17 protein-coding genes and 1 riboswitch are annotated in these 19,829 nt (G+C 72.5%); of the genes, 6 read left to right on the forward strand and 11 right to left on the reverse strand.

All coding sequences use genetic code 11. The features are described 5' to 3' along the window. Window positions 1-162 precede the first annotated feature (162 nt). The 5 genes from AC5K6T_RS19810 to AC5K6T_RS19830 all read left to right on the forward strand — a co-directional run bounded on the left by AC5K6T_RS19810 (window position 163) and on the right by AC5K6T_RS19830 (window position 4,425). A complete protein-coding gene (locus tag AC5K6T_RS19810) occupies window positions 163-369 on the forward strand; it encodes a DUF5999 family protein (protein WP_493210760.1) in 207 nt (68 codons plus the stop codon). A 402-nt stretch (window positions 370-771) separates the two neighbouring features. After that, window positions 772-1,167 carry a TOBE domain-containing protein gene (locus AC5K6T_RS19815; RefSeq protein WP_493210761.1) on the forward strand — a complete coding sequence of 132 codons (396 nt, stop codon included), beginning with the start codon at window positions 772-774 and terminating at the stop codon, window positions 1,165-1,167. 269 nt (window positions 1,168-1,436) lie between these two features. Further along, entirely contained in the window at window positions 1,437-2,246 is an 810-nt protein-coding gene (gene modA, locus AC5K6T_RS19820) for a molybdate ABC transporter substrate-binding protein (RefSeq protein WP_493210762.1), read from the forward strand. Next, window positions 2,243-3,091 carry an ABC transporter permease gene (locus AC5K6T_RS19825; RefSeq protein WP_493210764.1) on the forward strand — a complete coding sequence of 283 codons (849 nt, stop codon included), beginning with the start codon at window positions 2,243-2,245 and terminating at the stop codon, window positions 3,089-3,091. Before modA ends, AC5K6T_RS19825 begins: the two co-directional genes overlap by 4 nt. Window positions 3,092-3,360: 269 nt before the next feature. Beyond that, window positions 3,361-4,425 carry an ABC transporter ATP-binding protein gene (locus tag AC5K6T_RS19830; protein ID WP_493210765.1) on the forward strand — a complete coding sequence of 355 codons (1,065 nt, stop codon included), beginning with the start codon at window positions 3,361-3,363 and terminating at the stop codon, window positions 4,423-4,425. Window positions 4,426-4,584: 159 nt separating this feature from the next. Here AC5K6T_RS19830 and gcvP read toward each other — a convergent pair whose 3' ends face one another. Beyond that, a complete protein-coding gene (gcvP, locus tag AC5K6T_RS19835; RefSeq protein ID WP_493210767.1) occupies window positions 4,585-7,470 on the reverse strand; it encodes an aminomethyl-transferring glycine dehydrogenase in 2,886 nt (961 codons plus the stop codon). 177 nt (window positions 7,471-7,647) lie between these two features. Then, window positions 7,648-7,742, reverse strand: a riboswitch (glycine riboswitch). Between the two features lie 115 nt (window positions 7,743-7,857). Between gcvP and AC5K6T_RS19840 the strand changes: the two genes are divergently transcribed. Next, window positions 7,858-8,232 carry a PRC-barrel domain-containing protein gene (locus tag AC5K6T_RS19840; protein WP_493210768.1) on the forward strand — a complete coding sequence of 125 codons (375 nt, stop codon included), beginning with the start codon at window positions 7,858-7,860 and terminating at the stop codon, window positions 8,230-8,232. Between the two features lie 286 nt (window positions 8,233-8,518). Here the strand turns inward: AC5K6T_RS19840 and AC5K6T_RS19845 are convergent, their stop codons facing one another. From AC5K6T_RS19845 to clsA, 10 genes are all read right to left on the reverse strand, one after another. Further along, window positions 8,519-9,889, reverse strand: a complete 1,371-nt coding sequence (locus tag AC5K6T_RS19845) for a DNA polymerase IV (protein WP_493210769.1) — start codon at window positions 9,887-9,889, stop codon at window positions 8,519-8,521. Between the two features lie 640 nt (window positions 9,890-10,529). Next, the gene (locus AC5K6T_RS19850) at window positions 10,530-11,213 is read right to left on the reverse strand and encodes a MerR family transcriptional regulator (RefSeq protein WP_493210770.1); all 684 of its coding nucleotides are present in this window, start codon (window positions 11,211-11,213) and stop codon (window positions 10,530-10,532) included. Between the two features lie 263 nt (window positions 11,214-11,476). After that, the gene (locus AC5K6T_RS19855; protein ID WP_004002801.1) at window positions 11,477-11,950 is read right to left on the reverse strand and encodes a bifunctional nuclease family protein; all 474 of its coding nucleotides are present in this window, start codon (window positions 11,948-11,950) and stop codon (window positions 11,477-11,479) included. A gap of 362 nt (window positions 11,951-12,312) precedes the next feature. Beyond that, window positions 12,313-13,059, reverse strand: coding sequence for a transcriptional regulator FtsR (gene ftsR, locus AC5K6T_RS19860; RefSeq protein WP_493210773.1), 747 nt, complete (start codon window positions 13,057-13,059; stop codon window positions 12,313-12,315). A gap of 40 nt (window positions 13,060-13,099) precedes the next feature. Further along, window positions 13,100-14,059, reverse strand: coding sequence for a zinc-ribbon and FHA domain-containing protein (locus tag AC5K6T_RS19865; protein ID WP_493210775.1), 960 nt, complete (start codon window positions 14,057-14,059; stop codon window positions 13,100-13,102). A 61-nt stretch (window positions 14,060-14,120) separates the two neighbouring features. Next, window positions 14,121-15,095 carry a DUF881 domain-containing protein gene (locus tag AC5K6T_RS19870; protein WP_493210777.1) on the reverse strand — a complete coding sequence of 325 codons (975 nt, stop codon included), beginning with the start codon at window positions 15,093-15,095 and terminating at the stop codon, window positions 14,121-14,123. Window positions 15,096-15,100: 5 nt separating this feature from the next. After that, window positions 15,101-15,433 carry a small basic family protein gene (locus tag AC5K6T_RS19875; RefSeq protein ID WP_003988855.1) on the reverse strand — a complete coding sequence of 111 codons (333 nt, stop codon included), beginning with the start codon at window positions 15,431-15,433 and terminating at the stop codon, window positions 15,101-15,103. Further along, window positions 15,430-16,353, reverse strand: coding sequence for a DUF881 domain-containing protein (locus AC5K6T_RS19880; RefSeq protein ID WP_493210779.1), 924 nt, complete (start codon window positions 16,351-16,353; stop codon window positions 15,430-15,432). The genes AC5K6T_RS19875 and AC5K6T_RS19880 overlap by 4 nt, the downstream gene beginning before the upstream one ends. 96 nt (window positions 16,354-16,449) lie before the next feature. Further along, on the reverse strand, window positions 16,450-18,945 hold the full coding sequence (locus tag AC5K6T_RS19885) for a sugar phosphate nucleotidyltransferase (RefSeq protein WP_493210780.1): 2,496 nt from the start codon (window positions 18,943-18,945) through the stop codon (window positions 16,450-16,452). 100 nt (window positions 18,946-19,045) lie between these two features. Next, complete coding sequence (clsA, locus tag AC5K6T_RS19890; RefSeq protein WP_493210782.1) at window positions 19,046-19,666, reverse strand: cardiolipin synthase ClsA; 621 nt, start codon at window positions 19,664-19,666, stop codon at window positions 19,046-19,048. Between the last annotated feature and the right edge of the window lie 163 nt (window positions 19,667-19,829).

Consider the following 19,829-nt stretch of genomic DNA (forward strand, 5'->3'; position numbering starts at 1 on the left):
AAGAGACGGTGCTGCGAAATCCCTGCGGATCGACGCCCGTGGGGCAACACTTGGTTCCGGACCGACTTATCACAACGGGGGGCGGCCATGAACGACGTTTCACGCCGCGGGACAGACACCACAGAGATCACACACACCACGCCAGAGCGAGAGATCCCACCCATGTGCCAGCACCAGCCACCGTGCCCTTCAGCCGACTCCGCCGACCGGGAGTCCGCCCGCCTCGTGGCGGCCCACCCGGAGCAGGGATGGAGCCTGCTCTGCAACGGCGTCGTCGCCTTCGAGGACACCGGTGAGCTCCTGCCGGACGGCCAGATCATCGCCCCGCACCGCCCGATGGGCGCGGACCGGGTCGTGACGGCCGCCTGACACCGCCGCCGGGCGCCCGCTCACGCGATGCTCCCGAGGGGCCGGTGTGCGGCAGGCCCGCGCACCGGCCCCGACCCGTGGTCACGTCCGGTCACCCCCCGTGCCGCGGGCGGACACGGACCGCGTCCACCACTCCGCCCGTGCCCCGCCGCACCCCGCACGCCCGGGCACGCCCGGGCACGCCCGTCGCGTCCCGAGCGCCGCGCCGACACACCTCGCCCCGCCCCGCCGCCCCACCTCGTCCCGCCCCACCGCCCCACCTCGTCCCGCCCCACCGCCCCACCTCGTCCCGCCCCACCGCCCCACCTCGTCCCGCCCCGCCGCCCCCTGCAAGCGCGCCGCAGCACCCCGGGCGCCGCCCGGAGGCGGTCACCCTCAGGGCGACGTCCTATCGTGACGGGCATGCAGTCCTACACCATCGGACAGGCCGCCCGACTGCTCGGCGTGAGCCCCGACACCGCACGCCGCTGGGCCGACGCCGGCCGCGTGGCCACCCACCGCGACGACAGCGGCCGCCGCCTCATCGCCGGCCGTGACCTCGCCGCCTTCTCCGTGGAACTGGCCGGAGCCGCCCCTCAGGACGAGGAACCCTCGTACACCTCGGCCCGCAACGCCTTCCCCGGCATCGTCACCGCGGTCAGGCTGGGCGACGTCGCCGCCCAGGTCGAGATCCAGGCGGGCCCGCACCGCCTGGTCTCCCTGCTGACCCGCGAGGCCGTGGAGGAACTCGGCCTGGAGGTCGGCATGGAGGCCACCGCCCGGGTGAAGTCGACCAACGTCCACATCGACCGCGCCTGAGCCCGTCCCACCGCACCACCCCATCCCGCCGGCCCCGCCCTGCCCCGCTGCACCACCGCCGGCCGCAGGCGCCGGCCGCAGGCGCCGGCCGCAGGCGCCGGCCGAGCCGTCGGCCACTGTCCGCATGTGCGGTGTGACCAGGCCATCCCGCCTCGCTCATGCGATGCTCCAGCAGACATATGCTCCGCACCTGCGCCACTATGATCGGACGTGTCGGCGGGTGCCACGAGGTGGCGGCCCCGCCCTCCACCGGCGACAGGAGCGAACCCGTGAGCAGACCCTCCGCCGCGCTGCGGGCAGCGGCGCCGACCTGTGCCGCACTGCTGGTGCTGGGCGCCTGCTCGACCTCGCCGGACACGTCCGGGCCGGACGGAGCCGCCGCCTCCGGCTCTCCCGGCAGACTCTCCGGCACGGTCACGGTCTTCGCGGCCGCCTCGCTCACCGAGAGCTTCACGAAGCTGGGCGAGACGTTCGAGAAGCAGCATCCCGGCACCCGGGTCGACTTCAGCTTCGCCGGCAGCGACACCCTCGCCGCGAACATCACGGCCGGGGCTCCCGCCGACGTCTACGCGGCGGCCAGCGCCCGGACCATGAGGGTCGCGACCGACGCGGGGGCCACCGCCGCACCGCCCGCCACGTTCGCCCGCAACCAGCTGGAGATCGCCACCCCGCCCGGCAACCCCGCGGGCATCGCGTCGCTGAAGGACCTCACCCGGCCGGGCCTCAAGGTCGTGCTGTGCGACCGGGACGTCCCCTGCGGCAGCGCCGCCCGGAAGGCACTGACGGCGAGCGGCGTACGGCTCACCCCCGCCTCCTACGAGCAGGACGTCAAGGGCGCCCTGGTGAAGGTGGAGCTGAAAGAAGCCGACGCCGCGCTCGTCTACCGCACGGACGTGACCGCCGCGGGTGACAAGGTGGAGGGCGTGCCCTTCCCCGAGTCCGCCGAAGCCGTCAACGACTACCCGATCGCCCTGCTCGACCACGCCCCCAACGCCCGTGCCGCGCAGGCCTTCATCGACCTGGTGCGGTCCGCCGAGGGCCGGCGGGTGCTGACCTCGGCAGGGTTCCTGCAGCCGTGACCGGCCCCACCGCGCACGGAGAGCCCCTGCAGTACGCCCCCCGGCGCGCCCGCGGGACGGGGGCGCGGCGCGGCGTGCCCCTTCCGCTCCTCCTGCCGGCGCTCCTGGGCCTCGCGTTCCTGCTGGTGCCCCTGCTGGCCCTGCTGATCCGCGCCCCCTGGCGCACCCTCCCGGACCAGCTCACCAGCCCGGAGGTGTGGCAGGCCCTGCGCCTGTCCCTGATCTGCGCGACCTCGGCCACGGCCCTCAGCCTGGTGCTCGGCGTCCCCCTGGCCTGGGTGCTGGCCCGTACGGACTTCCCGGGCCGCGGGCTCGTCCGCGCCCTGGTGACCCTGCCCCTGGTCCTCCCCCCGGTGGTGGGGGGCGTGGCACTGCTGCTGGCCCTCGGCCGCAACGGGGTGGTGGGAAGGTGGCTGGACTCCTGGTTCGGCGTCACGCTGCCGTTCACCACGGCCGGCGTGATCGTCGCCGAGACGTTCGTGGCGCTGCCCTTCCTGGTGATCAGCGTGGAGGGCACACTGCGCGCCGCCGACCCGCGCTACGAGGAGGCGGCCGCCACTCTCGGCGCCTCCCGTTTCACCGCCTTCCGCAGAGTGACCCTTCCCCTGATCGCGCCCGGCGTCGCGGCCGGCGCGGTGCTGGCCTGGGCCCGCGCCCTGGGCGAGTTCGGCGCCACCATCACGTTCGCCGGCAACTTCCCCGGCCGCACCCGGACCATGCCCCTCGCCGTCTACCTGGCCCTGCAGAACGACCCGGCGGCGGCGATCGCCCTCAGCCTGGTCCTCCTCGCGGTCTCGGTGGCCGTCCTCGCGGGCCTGCGGGAGCGCTGGCTGAGAGCCCCGTAGCCACGCCGTGCGCGGCGACAGCCCTGCCGGACCGCGCCCGGCCCCACCGCACCGCCCCACCGCACCGCCCGACCGCACCGCCCGACCGCCCGACGCTCTCCCGCCCGACCGCACCGGCCCCACGGCAGCGCCCCTGCCCCGAGCCACCCGCCTCCGGGACCCGATCTCCGGGACCCGGCCTCCGCACCGGCCCCGCCACGCGTCGCGCCCCGTACCCAGCTGCTCACACGCCCCCGCACCCCGGACGCCCCACACACCCGATGGACCCCATGAGCCCCGCCGCCTCCGCGCCCGCCCAGGGCCTGCACGCCCACCTCGTGGTCGACCACGCGCCCTTCCGCCTGGACATCGCCCTCAGTGCGGCCCCCGGCGACGTCCTGGCCCTCCTCGGTCCCAACGGCGCGGGCAAGACCACCGCCCTGAGAGCCCTGGCCGGTCTGACCCCGCTCACCGGCGGACACCTTCACCTGGACGGCACACCGCTGGACGGCACACCGCCCGAGGCCCGCCCGGTGGGTGTGGTCTTCCAGGACTACCTCCTGTTCCCGCACCTCACCGCGCTGGACAACGTCGCCTTCGGCCCCCGCTGCCAGGGCGCGACCCGCTCCGAGGCCCGGGCGCAGGCGGCCGAGTGGCTGTCCCGGATGGGCCTGTCCGACCACGCCGGCACCCGGCCCCGGCGCCTGTCCGGCGGCCAGGCCCAGCGGGTGGCGCTGGCCCGCGCCCTCGCCGTCCGCCCCCGCCTGCTGCTCCTGGACGAACCCCTGGCCGCCCTGGACGCCCGCACCCGGCTCGACGTGCGGGCCCGGCTCCGCCGCCACCTCGCCGGCTTCGAGGCCGTGGCCGTGCTGGTCACCCACGATCCGCTGGACGCCATGGTGCTGGCCGACCGCCTGGTCGTGATCGAGGACGGCCGCGTCGTGCAGGAGGGCACCCCCACGGAGATCGCCCGCCGCCCCCGCACCGACTACATCGCCCGGCTCGTCGGCCTCAACCTCTACCGGGGCGAGGCCGACGGCCACACGGTCCGCCTGGCGACCGGCCCCGTCCTGACCACCACCGAGCACCTCACCGGCCCGGTCTTCGTCGCGTTCCCGCCGAGCGCCGTCACCCTGTTCCGCGAGCACCCCAGCGGCCTGAGCGCCCGCAACCTGTGGCGGTGCGAGGTGGCGGGACTGGAGACCCACGGCGACCAGATCCGGGTGGCCCTCACCGGGGACGTCCCGCTCGCCGCGGACCTCACCACGGTCGCCGCCGCCGAACTCGGACTGCACACCGGTGCCGAGGTCTGGGCCACGGTCAAAGCCACCCAGACCCACGCCTACCCGGCCTGACCCACGCCTACCCGGCCTGACCCGCCCCGACCGCCGGACCGGCCCGGTCCGCCGTAGCCGCCCGCACGACAAGAGACCCCGCCCGGTACCGGGCGGGGTCTCTCGCGGAGGCTTCTCCCGACGGCTCGGGCGGGCCTGCCCGAGCCGTCGGCCGGCCGGTCAGTCCTCGTACGCGTCCAGGGGCGGGCAGGAGCACACCAGGTTCCGGTCGCCGAACGCCTGGTCGATGCGCCGCACCGGGGGCCAGTACTTGTCCGCCGCCGACACCCCGGCCGGGAACACGGCCTCCTCACGGCTGTACGCGTGGTCCCAGTCCCCGCCGAGGGCGCCCGCGGTGTGCGGGGCGTGCAGCAGCGGGTTGTCCTCGGCCGGCCACGCACCGGTGGCGACCTTCTCGATCTCCGCACGGATGGCGATCATCGCGTCGCAGAAGCGGTCCAGCTCGGTGATGTCCTCGGACTCGGTCGGCTCGATCATCAGCGTGCCGGCCACCGGGAAGGACATGGTCGGCGCGTGGAAGCCGTAGTCGATGAGCCGCTTGGCCACGTCGTCGACGCTCACGCCGGTCGCCTTGGTCAGCGGGCGCAGGTCGATGATGCACTCGTGCGCGACCAGCCCGCCGGGGCCGGTGTACAGCACGGGGTAGTGCGGCTCCAGGCGCTTGGCGATGTAGTTCGCCGACAGGACGGCCACCTGCGTGGCCCGCCTGAGTCCCTCGCCGCCCATGAGACGGACGTACGCCCACGAGATCGGCAGGATGCCCGCGGACCCCCACGGCGCCGCCGAGACCGGGCCGACGCCGGACTCCGGGCCGGCGGACGGCTGCATCGGGTGGTTCGGCAGATACGGGGCGAGGTGCGACCGGACCGCCACGGGGCCCACGCCGGGGCCGCCGCCGCCGTGCGGGATGCAGAACGTCTTGTGCAGGTTCAGGTGCGAGACGTCGCCGCCGAAGTGGCCCGGCTTGGCGAGGCCGACCAGGGCGTTCAGGTTCGCGCCGTCCACGTACACCTGGCCGCCGGCCTCGTGCACGCGGGCGCAGATGTCGGCGACGTGCTCCTCGAACACCCCGTGCGTGGACGGGTACGTGATCATCAGTACGGCCAGCTCGTCGCGGTGCTGGTCGATCCTGGCGCGCAGGTCCTCGACGTCGATCTCGCCGTCCTCGGCGGTCTTCACCACGACGACCTTCATGCCCGCCATCACGGCGCTGGCGGCATTGGTGCCGTGCGCGGAGGACGGGATCAGGCACACGGTGCGCTGCTCGTCACCGCGTGCGCGGTGGTAGCCACGGACGGCGAGCAGACCGGCCAGCTCGCCCTGGGACCCGGCGTTGGGCTGGAGGCTCACCTTGTCGTAGCCGGTGACCTCGGCGAGGCGTTCCTCCAGCTCGTGGATGAGCGTGAGGTAGCCCTCGGCCTGCTCCTGCGGGGCGAAGGGGTGCAGCTGGCCGAACTCGGGCCAGGTCACCGGCTCCATCTCGGTCGTCGCGTTGAGCTTCATGGTGCAGGAGCCCAGCGGGATCATGCCCCGGTCGAGCGCGTAGTCGCGGTCGGAGAGCCGGCGCAGGTAGCGCAGCATCGCCGTCTCGGAGCGGTACTGGTGGAAGACGGGGTGCGTGAGGTACTCGTCGGAGCGCAGCAGTGCCTCGGGCAGCGTGTCCGCACCGGCCGCGTCGAGTGCCTCGATGTCACCCTCGACCCCGAAGGCGGCCCAGACGGCGGTCAGCTGCGCCCGGGTGGTGGTCTCGTCGCAGGCGGCCGAGACGTGGTCCGCGTCGACGAGGTGCAGGTTGACCCCCCTCTCGCGCGCGGCGGCGACGACCTCGGCGGCCCGGCCCTCGACACGGACGGTCAGGGTGTCGAAGAAGGTGCCGTGCACCACGTCCACGCCGCCGGCCGTGAGGCCGGCCGCGAGGACCGCGGCGTACCGGTGGGTGCGCCGGGCGATGGTGCGCAGGCCCTCGGGGCCGTGGTACACCGCGTACATCCCGGCCATCACGGCGAGCAGCACCTGCGCCGTGCAGATGTTGCTGGTGGCCTTCTCGCGGCGGATGTGCTGTTCACGCGTCTGCAGCGCCAGCCGGTAGGCCTTGTTCCCGTCGGCGTCGACGGACACGCCCACCAGGCGGCCGGGCAGGCTGCGGGCGAACTTCTCGTGCACGGCCATGTAGCCGGCGTGCGGGCCGCCGAAGCCCATCGGCACGCCGAACCGCTGCGTGGTGCCGACCGCGATGTCCGCGCCCAGCTCGCCCGGCGAGGTCAGCAGGGTCAGCGCGAGCAGGTCGGCGGCGACCGTGACCAGCGCGCCGAGCCGGTGCGCCTGGTCGATGACCGGCCTGATGTCGCGGACGGCCCCGGAGGCGCCGGGGTACTGGACCAGCACGCCGTTGATGTCGCGGGAGGCGATCTCGGCCGGGATGCCCTGGCTCAGGTCGGCGACGACGACCTCGACTCCGGCGGGCTCCGCGCGGGTCTCGATGACGGCGACGGTCTGCGGCAGCGCGTCCGCGTCGACGAGGAAGAGGCCCTTCTTGTTCTTGCCCATGCGCCGCGACAGCGCCATGGCCTCGGCGGCCGCGGTGCCCTCGTCGAGCAGCGAGGCACCGGAGGTCGGCAGTCCGGTCAGCTCGGCGACGACGGTCTGGAAGTTGAGCAGCGCCTCCAGGCGCCCCTGCGAGATCTCCGGCTGGTACGGCGTGTACGCGGTGTACCAGGCCGGGTTCTCCATGACGTTGCGCAGGATGACGGGCGGGGTGAAGGTGCCGTAGTAGCCCAGCCCGATCATGGACCCGAGGACCTGGTTGCGGTCGGCCAGCGAGCGGAGCTCGGCGAGCACCTCGGCCTCGGTGCGCGCGCCCGGCAGGTCGAGGGCGTCGGCGTTCTTGATGACGTCCGGTACGGCGGCGGCGGTGAGCTCGTCGAGGGAGCCGTAGCCGACCTGCGCGAGCATCTTGGCCCGCGCCTCCTGGTCGGGCCCGATGTGGCGCTGCTCGAACGGGATGCCCTGTTCGAGTACGGAGAGCGGCGTGCGCTGGGCGGTCATGTGCGGAGGCCTCCTGGTCTGACGCGACCTTCGAGGGGTACCACGGCGCGGGTACCCCGACGGCCTCCCCCTCTGTCATCTCGACCTGAGAGCTTCACCGGACCGCCCGAGGGCATCCGGCTTTCACCGTCGGTGAGAGCGGAAGCCGTCGACGCCCGCCCTGCTTTCCAGAGTGACCTCGTCCGTGCGGTACGGGGGCCTGAGAGATTCCGGGGAGGATTTGCTCCTTCGGCGCCTCCGGTGACGCCGGAGGACTCTCCCGCACGGGGTCAGCAGCCGTCTGCAAGACTACCAGCGAGGCTCCCGCACGGGCCTTCGAGTGGCCATGCTCACCATTGTGCCCTTTCGTAGTGCTAACGGATGAGTTGCGACCACGTGGGAGGGCTCGTGCAGACCGACATCGATCCGCGCAACCTGATCGGCCGCAAGGCGTTCGACCGCAACGGTACGAAGATCGGCACCATCGACGAGGTCTACCTCGACGACGCGACCGGCGTGCCGGAATGGGCGGCCATACGCACCGGCCTGTTCTCCAGGGACGCCTTCGTGCCCCTGGAGCCCAGCGAACTGATCGAGGGCACGCTCCACGTCCCGTTCGAGCGGGCCCTGATCAAGGACGCTCCCGACTTCGGTGTGGGCCGGCACCTCTCCCCTGAACAGGAACTCCAGCTCTACCACCACTACGGCCTGGACGTGACCGCGCCTCCACCGCTTCCCGACCACGACTTCGGCAACGTGGCGGGCAAGGACGACCCGCGCTGAAGCGTCCCGCCCCGCGGCGGCCCCGGGGCGGCCGGTTTCCGGCGCGAGGCTCCGGCGGGAGGCTCCGGCGGGAGCCGTTCCGGCCTCCCGCCCGGCCCGATGGCACCCGGCCCGGACCGGGTGCCGCCGGGCCGCAGCGGGCCCCGGAGGCGCCGTCCGGACCGACAGCCTGCCGGGGCCCTGCGGGTCGGGTCCCGGTGTCCGGCCGGGGCCGTGCGGACCGGCCGGCCGGGACGCTGCCCCCACTTCCCCGCCGCGCGGCTCCCCCCGCGTCCCCGGCGGCTCCTCACCCGACGGCGGTCTCCCGGTCCTCCGGCCTGCCCGGCACCAGCGGCAGCGGTTCCGCCTCGGTGAGATCGGGATCCCCGGTGCGGAAGGTCCGCACGCGCCCCGGCGGCGACGTCGGCGTCTCGAACCGTACGGTGACCCGCCCCAGGCCGCTGCCCTGCACCCAGCCGTGCCCGTACACGCGGTGCCGCACATCGTGCCCCGGCGCCCAGTGCCGCTCCCCCGGCTCGGACGGTTCGGCCGGCGCTCCCGCCCTCTCCTCGGTGGTGTCCTCCTCGTCCGGTCCCTCCGCGTCCCCTGCGGCCTGCGCGAACAGATCCTCCTGGGTGAAGTCGGCGAGGCCGCTGACCCCGACGCCGAGCAGCCGGACCCCGCCCGTGGTGTCCACGGCCTCCAGCAGCCTCAGGGCGGCCTCCCGCACCACCGCAGGGTCGTCGGTGGGGCCGCGCAGCGTCTCGGACCGGGTGAGGGTGGAGAAGTCGTACCGCCGCACCTTCAGGACGATCGTGCGGCCGGACAGCCCCGCGCCACGCAGCCTCCGCACACACCGCTCGGCCAGTCTGCGCACCTCCGTCCCGACCCGTACCCGGTCGTGGATGTCGACGTCGTACGTGTCCTCGACGGACACCGACTTGGTCTCCCGCTCGGCCACCACGGGCCGCTCGTCGTGGGCCAGGGCCATCGCGTGCAGGGCGTGCCCGTGCGCCCTGCCCAGCAGCCGCACCAGCTCGTCCTCGCCGGCCTCGGCCAGCTCCTGCACGGTGTGGATGCCGGCCCGTCGCAGGTGGTCGCCGGTGGCCGGACCCACCCCCGGGAGCGTGCGGACCGGCATCGGCCCGAGCATCGCCTGCTCCGTACCCGGCTCGACGAGCACCAGCCCGTCGGGCTTGGCCTGCTCGGAGGCGATCTTCGCCAGCATCTTGGACGCGGCGAGACCGACCGAGCCCGTGAGACCGGTGACGGCCCGTATGTCGGCCCGGAGCCTGCCTCCGGCCCGGCGTGCCGAGTCCGCGTCCCGGGCGGCCCCGGCGGCCTCCAGGTCCACGAAGGCCTCGTCCAGGCTCAGCGGCTCCACCAGCGGCGACAGTGCCCGCAGCAAGCCCATCACCTGGTCGCTGACCGCCCGGTACAACGCGAACCGCGGCACCAGGTACGCGGCGTTCGGGGCGAGCCGTCGCGCCTGGCCCATGGGCATCGCCGAGTGCACCCCGAACACCCGGGCCTCGTACGAGCAGGTCGCCACCACTCCGCGCGGCCCGAGCCCGCCCACGACCACGGCCTTCCCGCGCAGGCTCGGCTTGGACGCCTGCTCCACCGAGGCGAAGAAGGCGTCCATGTCGAGATGCAGGATCGTGGGCGCGTTTCTCACATGTCCGATGCTGCACCACGGCACTGACATCGGTGCCGTCACGCGGGCCCCGGCGGACGCGGCGGGCCCGCGTGACCGCCCGGCACCACCGTGCGCCGTCCGGCACGGGCGGGGTGGGGTCGCCCGCCCGGCCACCGCGCGGCACGGCACCACCCGCCCGACGGCACGGGAGGAGGCTGCACGGTCCCGCCGTCGGGGCCGGACGGGCCCGGCCCGGGTCCGGACGGCGCGTGACGTGGTGCGAGAGGAGCCTGGGACGCCCGCCGGCGGGCGCGCCGCGTCCGGTGCGGCCCATGGCCGGGGCGCCGTGTGCCAGGGAACAGCGGGCGAACCCGACGACGCGGCGCCACCGTGGCGGGCGGGGGAGGCGGACGGCCGTCCGCCTCAGCCCTGGACGAACAGGTCCCCGGTGCGGTGACCGGGAAGGTTCCCCGGCTCGCGGCGGGCCTTCCGGGCGGCAGACCTAGGGCGTGTTTCGAAAGTCCCGCCTGCCTGGCGGCGTCTGGCACGCACGCTCGCCGCGTTGTCGGGCTCGCCCCGATACATCCAGTATCGGGGCGACCCTCCGCCTTGCGATCGCACGCACCAGACGCCGCCAGACCTGCCCTTCGGGCAGACGACGCTACTTTCGAAACACGCCCTAGACGGCGCGGTTGCGGCGGCGGGCCAGTTCGTCACCCGGGTTGTGGCCGACGAGGGTCTCTCCGGTGTCGACGCGCTCCCCGTGCAGCTGCGACAGGGCGCTCTCGACGTCCCGCCAGACCACGCCGACGGCGATGCCGAAGACGCCTTGGCCGCCCTGCAGCAGGGCGTGGACCTCGTCGGGGGAGGTGCACTCGTAGACCGTGGCGCCGTCGCTCATCAGCGTCATGCGCTCCAGGTCGCGAAAGCCCCGCTCGCGCAGGTGCTGGACGGCGCTGCGGATGTTCTGCAGGGACACCCCGGTGTCCAGGAACCGTTTGACGATCTTCAGGACGACGACGTCCCGGAAGCTGTACAGCCGCTGCGTCCCGGACCCGTACGCGGGCCGCACGCTGGGCTCCACGAGCCCGGTCCGGGCCCAGTAGTCGAGCTGCCGGTAGGTGATCCCGGCCGCCGCACAGGCCGTCGGACCGCGGTAGCCGACCTCCTCGGGCTCACCGGACGGGTGCGGCGCGGCGCCGGGCACGGCCACGGGCCGCTGCGAGGCGAGATCGGGCGCGCCGCCGCGCGGGACATGTCCCCTGCCCGCAGGCAGCCGAGAGCCTGGGGGAGGGTACGGGCCGCTCTCCCCCGGACTGCGTTCCGGGGCACCCCCAGCCGTACCGTCGCCGCTGCTTCTCACGCCGACCTCCGTCCTTGACCTGCCCTCTCGACGGTAGGCAGTCACCAAGAGTGCGTCAACGATCGCCACGCTCGGCACGCCGAGTGATAATCACCCCAGGTGTGGTTTCCCGTACCCGACCGCGGGGAAAGGCTAACCGAATGCCCCCGTCGAGGGCCGCAGGACGCTCTCACCCGCCGCGGGCCTGTCGTGCCGTCCGGCGCCGGCCCGGCCTGCGGTCCGCCCGGCCGGACGGCTGCCGCGCCGAGCCGTCCGCAGCGCCCTCACTGGCTGCTGGTGCCGAAGTCCTCGGGGGAGATCTGGTCGAGGAACTCGCGGAACTTCTCCACCTCGTCCTCCTGCTCGTCCGGAATGGCGATGCCCGCATCGTCCAGGACGCCGTCACTGCCGTAGATCGGCGTTCCGGTGCGCAGGGCGAGCGCTATGGCATCGGACGGCCGGGCACTCACTTCCACCCCGCTGGCGAAGACCAGCTCGGCGTAGAAGACGCCCTCACGCAGATCCGTGATGCGCACTTCGGTGAGCTCCTGGCCGACGGCCTCCAGCACGTCCTTGAACAGGTCGTGCGTGAGCGGCCGTGCGGGGGCCATGCCCTGCTGCGCGAAGGCGATCGCCGTCGCCTCCCCCGGTCCGATCCAGATGGGGAGGTAGCGGTCGCCTCCCACTTCGCGCAGGAGCACGATCGGTTGGTTGGAGGGCATCTCGACCCGGACACCTACGACATCGAGCTCGTTCACACAGCAACCCTAGGCCGTGCCCCGGACGTTTGGGTAGTCGGGCCGACCCGTGGAGGCCGATCCCCGGACCCGCCCGGGCCGGTCGACGGCCTGAAATGCGGTCCCCGGGGCCTGCGGGACCCCTCCCGCTCCCCGCTTGCGCCCGCGGCACCGGCCGGACCTCCGCACCACGCCCCTCCGACCCTCCCGGGTGGGCCCGGACGGCCCTGCCACGGCGCCGCTGTCACCCCCCACAGGGATCGCCCGGACTTCGCCCGACCCTCGTCAGCACGCTGTACGGCCCCGGGCCCGCCGCACCAGGACGGCCGAAGCGCGCCCCGTCCCTCCGCGACGGCTCCGGCCGGGCCCTTCCGGTCGCTGCTTCAGGGCAGCCGCAGCCCGAGCGCCGTCTGCACCAGCGCCGTGTGCAGCCGGACCGTGAGCCCCGCCAGTTCTCTGGCGCGCTCCTCCGCGTGGGCCCGGGTCTGCGGGTTGCGGTGCCGTCTGAGCGGCGCCACCACCTGCTCCACCAGCCCGGCCTCGCGGTCGGCGGCGGCCCTCATCACCCGCAGGTGTCGCGGGCCGATTCCGAATCTGCCCAGTTCGGCCACCAGCGACGCCACGGTGACCGCCTCCGCGTCGTACACGCCGTCCCCGCCGGGCAGCGGCGTGATCAGGCCGTAGGACTCCCATTCCGCCAGCTCGGGCTCCTCGACCCCGGCGGCGGCCAGCAGCTCCGCACGCCCGATCCGGGCCACCGTGGGCGTCTCGGACGCGTCCGGCACACCGGGCTCACCGGTCCGCTGCCGGCCGAGGGCCGGAAGCCGCACGTCCTCGCCGCGGGCCACGGCGTCGAGGTACTCGCGGATCACCTTCAGCGGCAGATAGTGGTCCCGCTGCATCCGCAGCACATGACCGAGCCGCTCGACGTCATTCGCGCTGAACTTGCGATACCCCGACGGGGTGCGCTGCGGCTCCACCAGCCCTTCCGCCTCCAGAAACCGGATCTTGGAGATGGTGACCTCGGGGAACTCCTCCCGCAGCACGTTCAGCACCGAGCCGATGCTCATCAGTCCAGTGTCCGCCGCGGCGGTGCCGTTGCCGGCACCGCCACTGGGTGTTCGAAACATGGACCTTCCCTGGGTCCCCCGGACCTGCGTCCGGGGGAGGTCAGATGGCCTGCCGGCTCGCGAAGAAGACGAGCCGGTACTTACCGATCTGCACCTCGTCACCGCTGTGCAGAGAGACCTGGTCGATCCGCTCGCGGTTGACGTACGTGCCGTTCAGACTGCCGACGTCGGCCACGGTGAACGAGCCGTCCGGGCCACGCCGGAACTCCACGTGGCGACGCGAGACGGTCACGTCGTCCAGGAAGATGTCGCTCTGCGGGTGGCGCCCGGCCGTGGTGAGGTCGCTGTCCAGCAGGAACCGGCTGCCCGAGTTCGGGCCGCGGCGCACCACCAGCAGGGCCGATCCCAGCGGCAGCGCGTCCACGGCGGCCTGCGCCTCGGGCGACAGGGCGGGGATCGGCGTCTGGCCGGTCGCCTCCGCGTCGTAGGCTTCGAGCCCGCTGATGGAGATCGTGGACGTCGTCTCGGACGGACGCTCCGCGGCCACACCGGCGCGCAGCGGCGCCCCGCAGTTCGAGCAGAAGCGGCTGTTCTCCGCGTTGCGGTGACCGCACCTCTGACACACCAGGGCCGACATGGAATCCTCCTGCCGCGGCTGCCCCGCCGGAGTGCTGGACGCGTACGGGCCGGCGGAGAACCCTCCACCCGTACCTGAGGTCGACGGTTGCCCGAAACCTATGCCGCCCGCCTGGGCAGGGTCAACCGACGGCGCGCCCTGGCCACCGGAAATGTCACCGCCCGGACCAGCGACCTGGTCGCGGAACAGCGGCCGCTGGCCCTCGGCGTCGGGCTGCGCGCGGTGCCGAGTGGTAGCGCTGCTGTCGCTGCCCTCTCGCGCGCTCTTGCCGAACAACTTCGCAAACAACTTCACGGGCGATTCCCCTTGACCGAAACAGACCCGCCCGTGGGGCAGGACGAACCCTGACTGCACACTCTGGCCGACCCTGACATCTTCACAACGTCCGTGACCACCAGACAGTTTCCACCACGCACCACCCATTCGGTGCGTCGACCCCCCGCAACGTCCTGCCCTCCGCGGTCGCCCCCCATGCACCCCCGGTTCACGGGGAGGACGACCGAGCGTAGTCAGGCCGCTTCGCTGCTCGCAAGGCGTCCACGACGATCTTGTCCGACCGCTCGACCGTCACCGTGGCCTGCTCCTTCTCCAGCGTCTGCACCACGCCTCCGGGGATGTTGAGTGCCGGTTCGAGATCCTGCGGTTTGCCGATGACCTTGAAACGATAGGGGGCGTCGATCTTGTTCCCGTCCACGCGCACGGCGCCGTCCGTATCGGTGAGATACGTCCCCGCCACCACGCGCACGCCGTTCACCTGGATCGCCTCGGCACCGGCCGCGCGCAGCTCCTGGACGGCGTCGAGCAGCATGTCGGCCTCCACCGTGCCCTTCGTGTCGTCGATCGTCATGGTGATCCCGGGCCCCTGTGCGGCCACCGTGCCCGCCAGGATGCCGAGTTGTCTCTCCTTCTCCAGCGTCTGCCTGCGGGCCTCCTCCGCCTGGTCGGAGCTGTTCTCCAGCTCGTCCCGCTGCTTCTCCAGGCCCTGCTTCTCGTCCTCAAGACGCTCAGTGCGGTCATCCAGTTCATCGAGGATGCGCACCAGATCCTCCTGCCGGGCGCCGCGTAGCGCGGAGTCGCCGTCGCTGTTCGACCTGACCTGCACGGCGAGGCCGAAACCGAGGCCGAACAGCAGCAGCGCGACGATCAGTTGGGCCCGGGTGACCCGCGGCGGCCACAGGCCGTCCCGCAGCCGCTGGCGCCCCGTGAGCGCGGGCTGCGCGGACTGCGCCGCGGGACCGCCGGGGCGCGCGGCAGCGGCGCGGGCACCGGGCTCGGCGGCGGGAGGCAGCGGTGCCGCGGCGGGGGCCGGCACCTCGGCGGGCAGCTCCCTGCGGAGCGGGCTCCCGGCAGGCTCGCCCTCGCCGTGCGACGGATTGCGCGAGGGACCGCCGACGGCGTCGTCCGGGTCGTGCGACGGATCGCCCGACGGGCTGCCGAGGCTTTCGTCCTGGTTGCTCATCGGCCTCACGCCCGGAAGACGTGCCGCCGGATCGCGGCGGCGTTGGAGAAGATGCGGATGCCGAGCACGACCACCACTCCGGTGGACAGCTGGGCCCCCACGCCGAGCTTGTCCCCGAGGAAGACGATCAGAGCGGCCACGACGACGTTCGACAGGAACGACACGACGAAGACCTTGTCGTCGAAGATCCCGTCGAGCATGGCGCGCAGACCGCCGAAGACGGCGTCCAGAGCCGCCACGACGGCGATCGGCAGATAAGGCTCGACCACCGCCGGAACCTCAGGCCGGACCAGAAGGCCGGCCACGACTCCCACGACGAGGCCCAGTACGGCGATCACGATGTGCCCTTCTCAGCTTGCGGCTGTGCTGTCTCGGTCAGCGGCTGTGCGGTGCGGACGATCACGGTCGGCGCCGCGGGCAGCCGCAGGTCGTCCTCCGCGGAGAGGGCGGTGCGGATGCCGTAGTTCTCCTTGAGGATGTCCAGGTAGAGCCCGTCCGGGCTGTCCTGGAACCGGCTGCTCAGCCGCGGCCCGTCCCCCAGTGCGAGCACGGTGTACGGGGGCACGAGCGGCCGGTTGTCGACCAGGACCGCGTCTCCGGCGGCCCTGATCGCGGACAGCGCGGTCAGCCGCTGCCCGTTGATGGAGACGGCCTCGGCGCCGGACTGCCACAGCCCGTTGACCACCCGCTGCAGGTCGCGGTCGCGCACCCGGCCGGTGTCGGAGAAGCCCGACGACCCGCGCGGGTTGCCGTCGCCTCCGGAAGCGGTGCCCTTCGCGTCGTCGACGACGAGTCTCACGCCCGGCCCGTGGACCTCGACGGCCCCGGAGAGGACACCCACCAGGTCGGCCACCGAGCTGCCGCCGTGGTGCTTCAGTGCCTCCCGTTGCCGTGCGTCCACGTCGTCGCGCAGGGCGTCCACGGCCTTCTCCAGGTCGTCCGCGGCGTCCGTCTCCTGCTCGATGCGGTCGATCAGCTCTTCGCGCTCCTTCGCCACCACCGGAGCCGCGATCCTGGCCTGCGCCGCACCGACCGTCACCACGAGGGCCGCGAGCACCAGGCCGGCCGCGAGGCCGAGCTTCGCGCGGAGCGTCTTGGGCAGTCCCCCCTCGCCCGTGGCCGCCTTACGGGCCGCGGCCTGCGCGTATCCGTCGTCCAGACTGTGGTCCATGACGTTGGTGAGCAGCGACATGGACGCGTCCGGACGCGGAGGGCGCGGGGTACTGCTCCGAACGGGGGGCTGCGGCATGCCGCACATCGTCGCATGTCGCGGCCGGTACCTCCGAATGGCCCCACGCGCGTACCGGACCGGCCCCCGAAGGGCACGCGTCCGGCACGCGCGTGGGCTGGGCTTTTACCGCCCCGCGCTGTCCACGACGGCCGACCACTCGTCGAGCAGGACCTGCGCGGAGGCGTCGTCGGGCCCTTCCGCCCACAGATGGGTGACCGCCTCGGCCGGATCGGGCAGCACCATCACCCAGCGCCCGTCGGTCTCGACCACCCGGACTCCGTCCGTGGTGTCCACGAAGCGGTCTCCGGCGGCCTCCACGACCCGGCGCATCACCAGGCCCTTCACTGCCCAGGGGGTCGCCAGATCGTGTTTGAGGACGTGCGCGCGCGGGATCCGCGCGTCGATCTGGCTCAGTGTGAGCTGGGTCCGGGCAACCAGCCCGATCAGCCGGACGAAGGCCGCGGTGCCGTCGAAGACGCTGCTGAACTCGGGGACGATGAACCCGCCCCGGCCGTCGCCTCCGAAGATCGTCGACTCCTCCCGGCCGACCCTCGTGAGGTCGTCGGGCGAGGTCGTCGTCCACTCGACCTGCGTGCCGTGGTACGCCGCGACCTGCTCGGCGATCCTCGTGGTGGTCACCGGCAACGCCACCCGTCCACTGCGGCGCTCGGCGGCCACCAGGTCGAGCATCACCAGCAGGGCGCGGTGGTCCTCGACGATCCGGCCCTTCTCGTCGACGAGCGACAGCCGTTCACCGACGGGGTCGAAGCGCACGCCGAACGCGGCGCGCGCGGACGCCACGATCTCGCCGAGCCGCACCAGCCCCGCGCGCCGGGTCTCCGCGGACTCCGTCGGCCGGGACTCGTCCAGACCGGGGTTGATCGTCAGCGAGTCGACGCCGAGCTTGCCGAGCAGGCTGGGCAGCACCAGTCCGGCGCTGCCGTTCGACGCGTCGACGACGACCTTCAGCCCGGACTCGGCGATCCCGCTGGTGTCGACGTTCCGCAGCAGTGATCCCGTGTACGAGTCGAACACGCTGGCGGGGAAGTGCAGGTCTCCGATCTCGCCCGGGAACGCCCTGCGGTACTCCTGTCGCGCGAACACCCGGTCCAGCTTGCGCTGGCCGCCCTGCGAGAGGTCCGCGCCCTGCCCGTCCAGGAACAGGATGTCGACCGAGTCGGGCACCCCGGGCGTGGTACGGATCATGATCCCGCCCGCGCTGCCCCGCGCCGTCTGCTGCCGCGCCACGGGCAGCGGCACGTTCTCTAGGTCCCGTACGTCGATGGCGCTGGCCTGGAGCGCGGAGATGACGGCCCGTTTGAGTGCGCGGGCTCCCCGGGAGTGGTCGCGGGCCGTGGTGACGGTCGAGCCCTTCTTGAGGGTCGTCGCGTACGCACCGGCGAGCCGCACGGCGAGTTCGGGCGTGATCTCCACGTTGAGGATCCCGGAGACGCCGCGGGCGCCGAAGAGATGCGCCTGGCCCCTGGACTCCCAGATCACCGAGGTGTTGACGAACGCTCCGGCCTCGATCGTCTTGAAGGGGTAGACCCGTACGTTCCCCTGAACGATCGATTCCTCACCGATCAGGCACTCGTCCCCGATGACGGCGCCGTCCTCGATGCGGGCCGCGCGCATGATGTCGGTGTTCTTGCCGACGACGCATCCGCGCAGGTTGCTGTGCTGTCCGACGTAGACGTTGTCGTGCACGACCGCCTTGTGCAGGAACGCGCCGCTCTTGACGACGACGTTCGATCCGACGACGGTGTGCTCCCGGATCTCGGCGCCGGCCTCGACCTTGGCGTAGTCGCCGATGTAGAGCGGCCCGCGCAGGACGGCGTCGGGGTGCACCTCGGCTCCCTCGGCAACCCATACGCCCGGGGAGAGTTCGAAGCCGTCGATCTCCACGTCGACCTTGCGCTCGAGCACGTCGGCCTGTGCCTTGACGTAGCTCTCGTGGGTGCCGACGTCCTCCCAGTAGCCCTCGGCGACGAAGCCGTAGACGGGCTTGCCTTCCTTCATCAGCTGCGGGAACACGTCGCCGGACCAGTCGACGGGCACATCGGCTTCGACGTAGTCGAAGACCTCGGGCTCCATCACGTAGATGCCGGTGTTGACGGTGTCCGAGAAGACCTGACCCCAGGTCGGCTTCTCCAGGAAGCGTTCGACCTTGCCCTCGTCGTCGACGATGGTGATGCCGAATTCCAGCGGGTTGGGAACGCGCGTCAGGCAGACGGTGACGAGCGCCCCCTTCTCCTTGTGGAAACGGATCAGCTCGGTGAGGTCGAAGTCGGTGAGGGCGTCGCCGGAGATGACGAGGAAAGCGTCGTCCTTGAGCGCCTCTTCGGCGTTCTTGACGCTTCCGGCGGTACCGAGTGGCTTCTCCTCGTTGGCATAGGTGAGCTCCATTCCGAGCTCTTCACCGTCACCGAAGTAGTTCTTGACCAGTGAGGCCAGGAACTGGACGGTGACCACGGTCTCACTGAGCCCATGCCTTTTGAGCAGCCGCAGAACATGCTCCATGATCGGCCGGTTGGCCACCGGCAGGAGCGGCTTGGGCATGCTTGAGGTCATGGGGCGAAGGCGAGTGCCTTCGCCTCCGGCCATCACGACGGCCTTCATGTCGGAAGCGTCCTCCTCGAAGAGACGACGGTCTGGCCGACTTCACCCGTCCGAATTGTCCCGCACTATTGCGTTGCGGGCCATCGCACCGTTGCGAGCTTCAATCCGCGAGTCGATCGGCCATGGCGTCCGCACGGACGAGACGGCGGACCTGCACCACGTAGAGGACTCCTGCCCACCAGTAGAGCGTTGTACCCCATCCTGCGAACGCCCATCCGAAAATGGCGGCCAGTGACGGGATCCAGCCGCTCCCGTCGCTGAGCAGGAGCAACGGGAACGCGTACATCAAGTTGAATGTAGCCGCCTTCCCCAGGAAGTTCACCTGCGGCGGCGGATAGCCGTGCCGTCGGAGGATCCCCACCATCACCAGCAGGACCAGTTCCCGTGCGAGCAGTACGGCGGTCAGCCAGAGCGGAAGGATCTCGCGCCAGGTGAGGCCGACCAGTGTGGAGAGAATGTAGAGCCGGTCGGCGGCGGGGTCCAGGAGCCGGCCGAGGCTGCTCACCTGGTTCCACCGTCGCGCCAGTTTGCCGTCCAGGTAGTCGCTGATACCGCTCAGCGCGAGGATGAGCAGGGCCCAGCCGTCGCTCTTGGGCCCGCCGAACTCGGGCCTGAGGATCAGCCACAGGAAGAGGGGCACGCCGGCCAGGCGCGCCATGCTGAGGATGTTCGGGATGGTGAGCACCCTGTCCGTCTGGACACGGGTCTCCTGGACCTCCACCCGGGGGCCTCCTGGCGGTGAACGTGCGAACGATGCTCCCTGACCCTACCTCAACGCAAAAAAGCTCCGGCCCTCGGGATATCCACCCAAGGGCCGGAGCTCTAAAAGGAGTTCGGCGGCGTCCTACTCTCCCACAGGGTCCCCCCTGCAGTACCATCGGCGC

This window comes from Streptomyces sp. B8-7 (assembly GCF_058833805.1).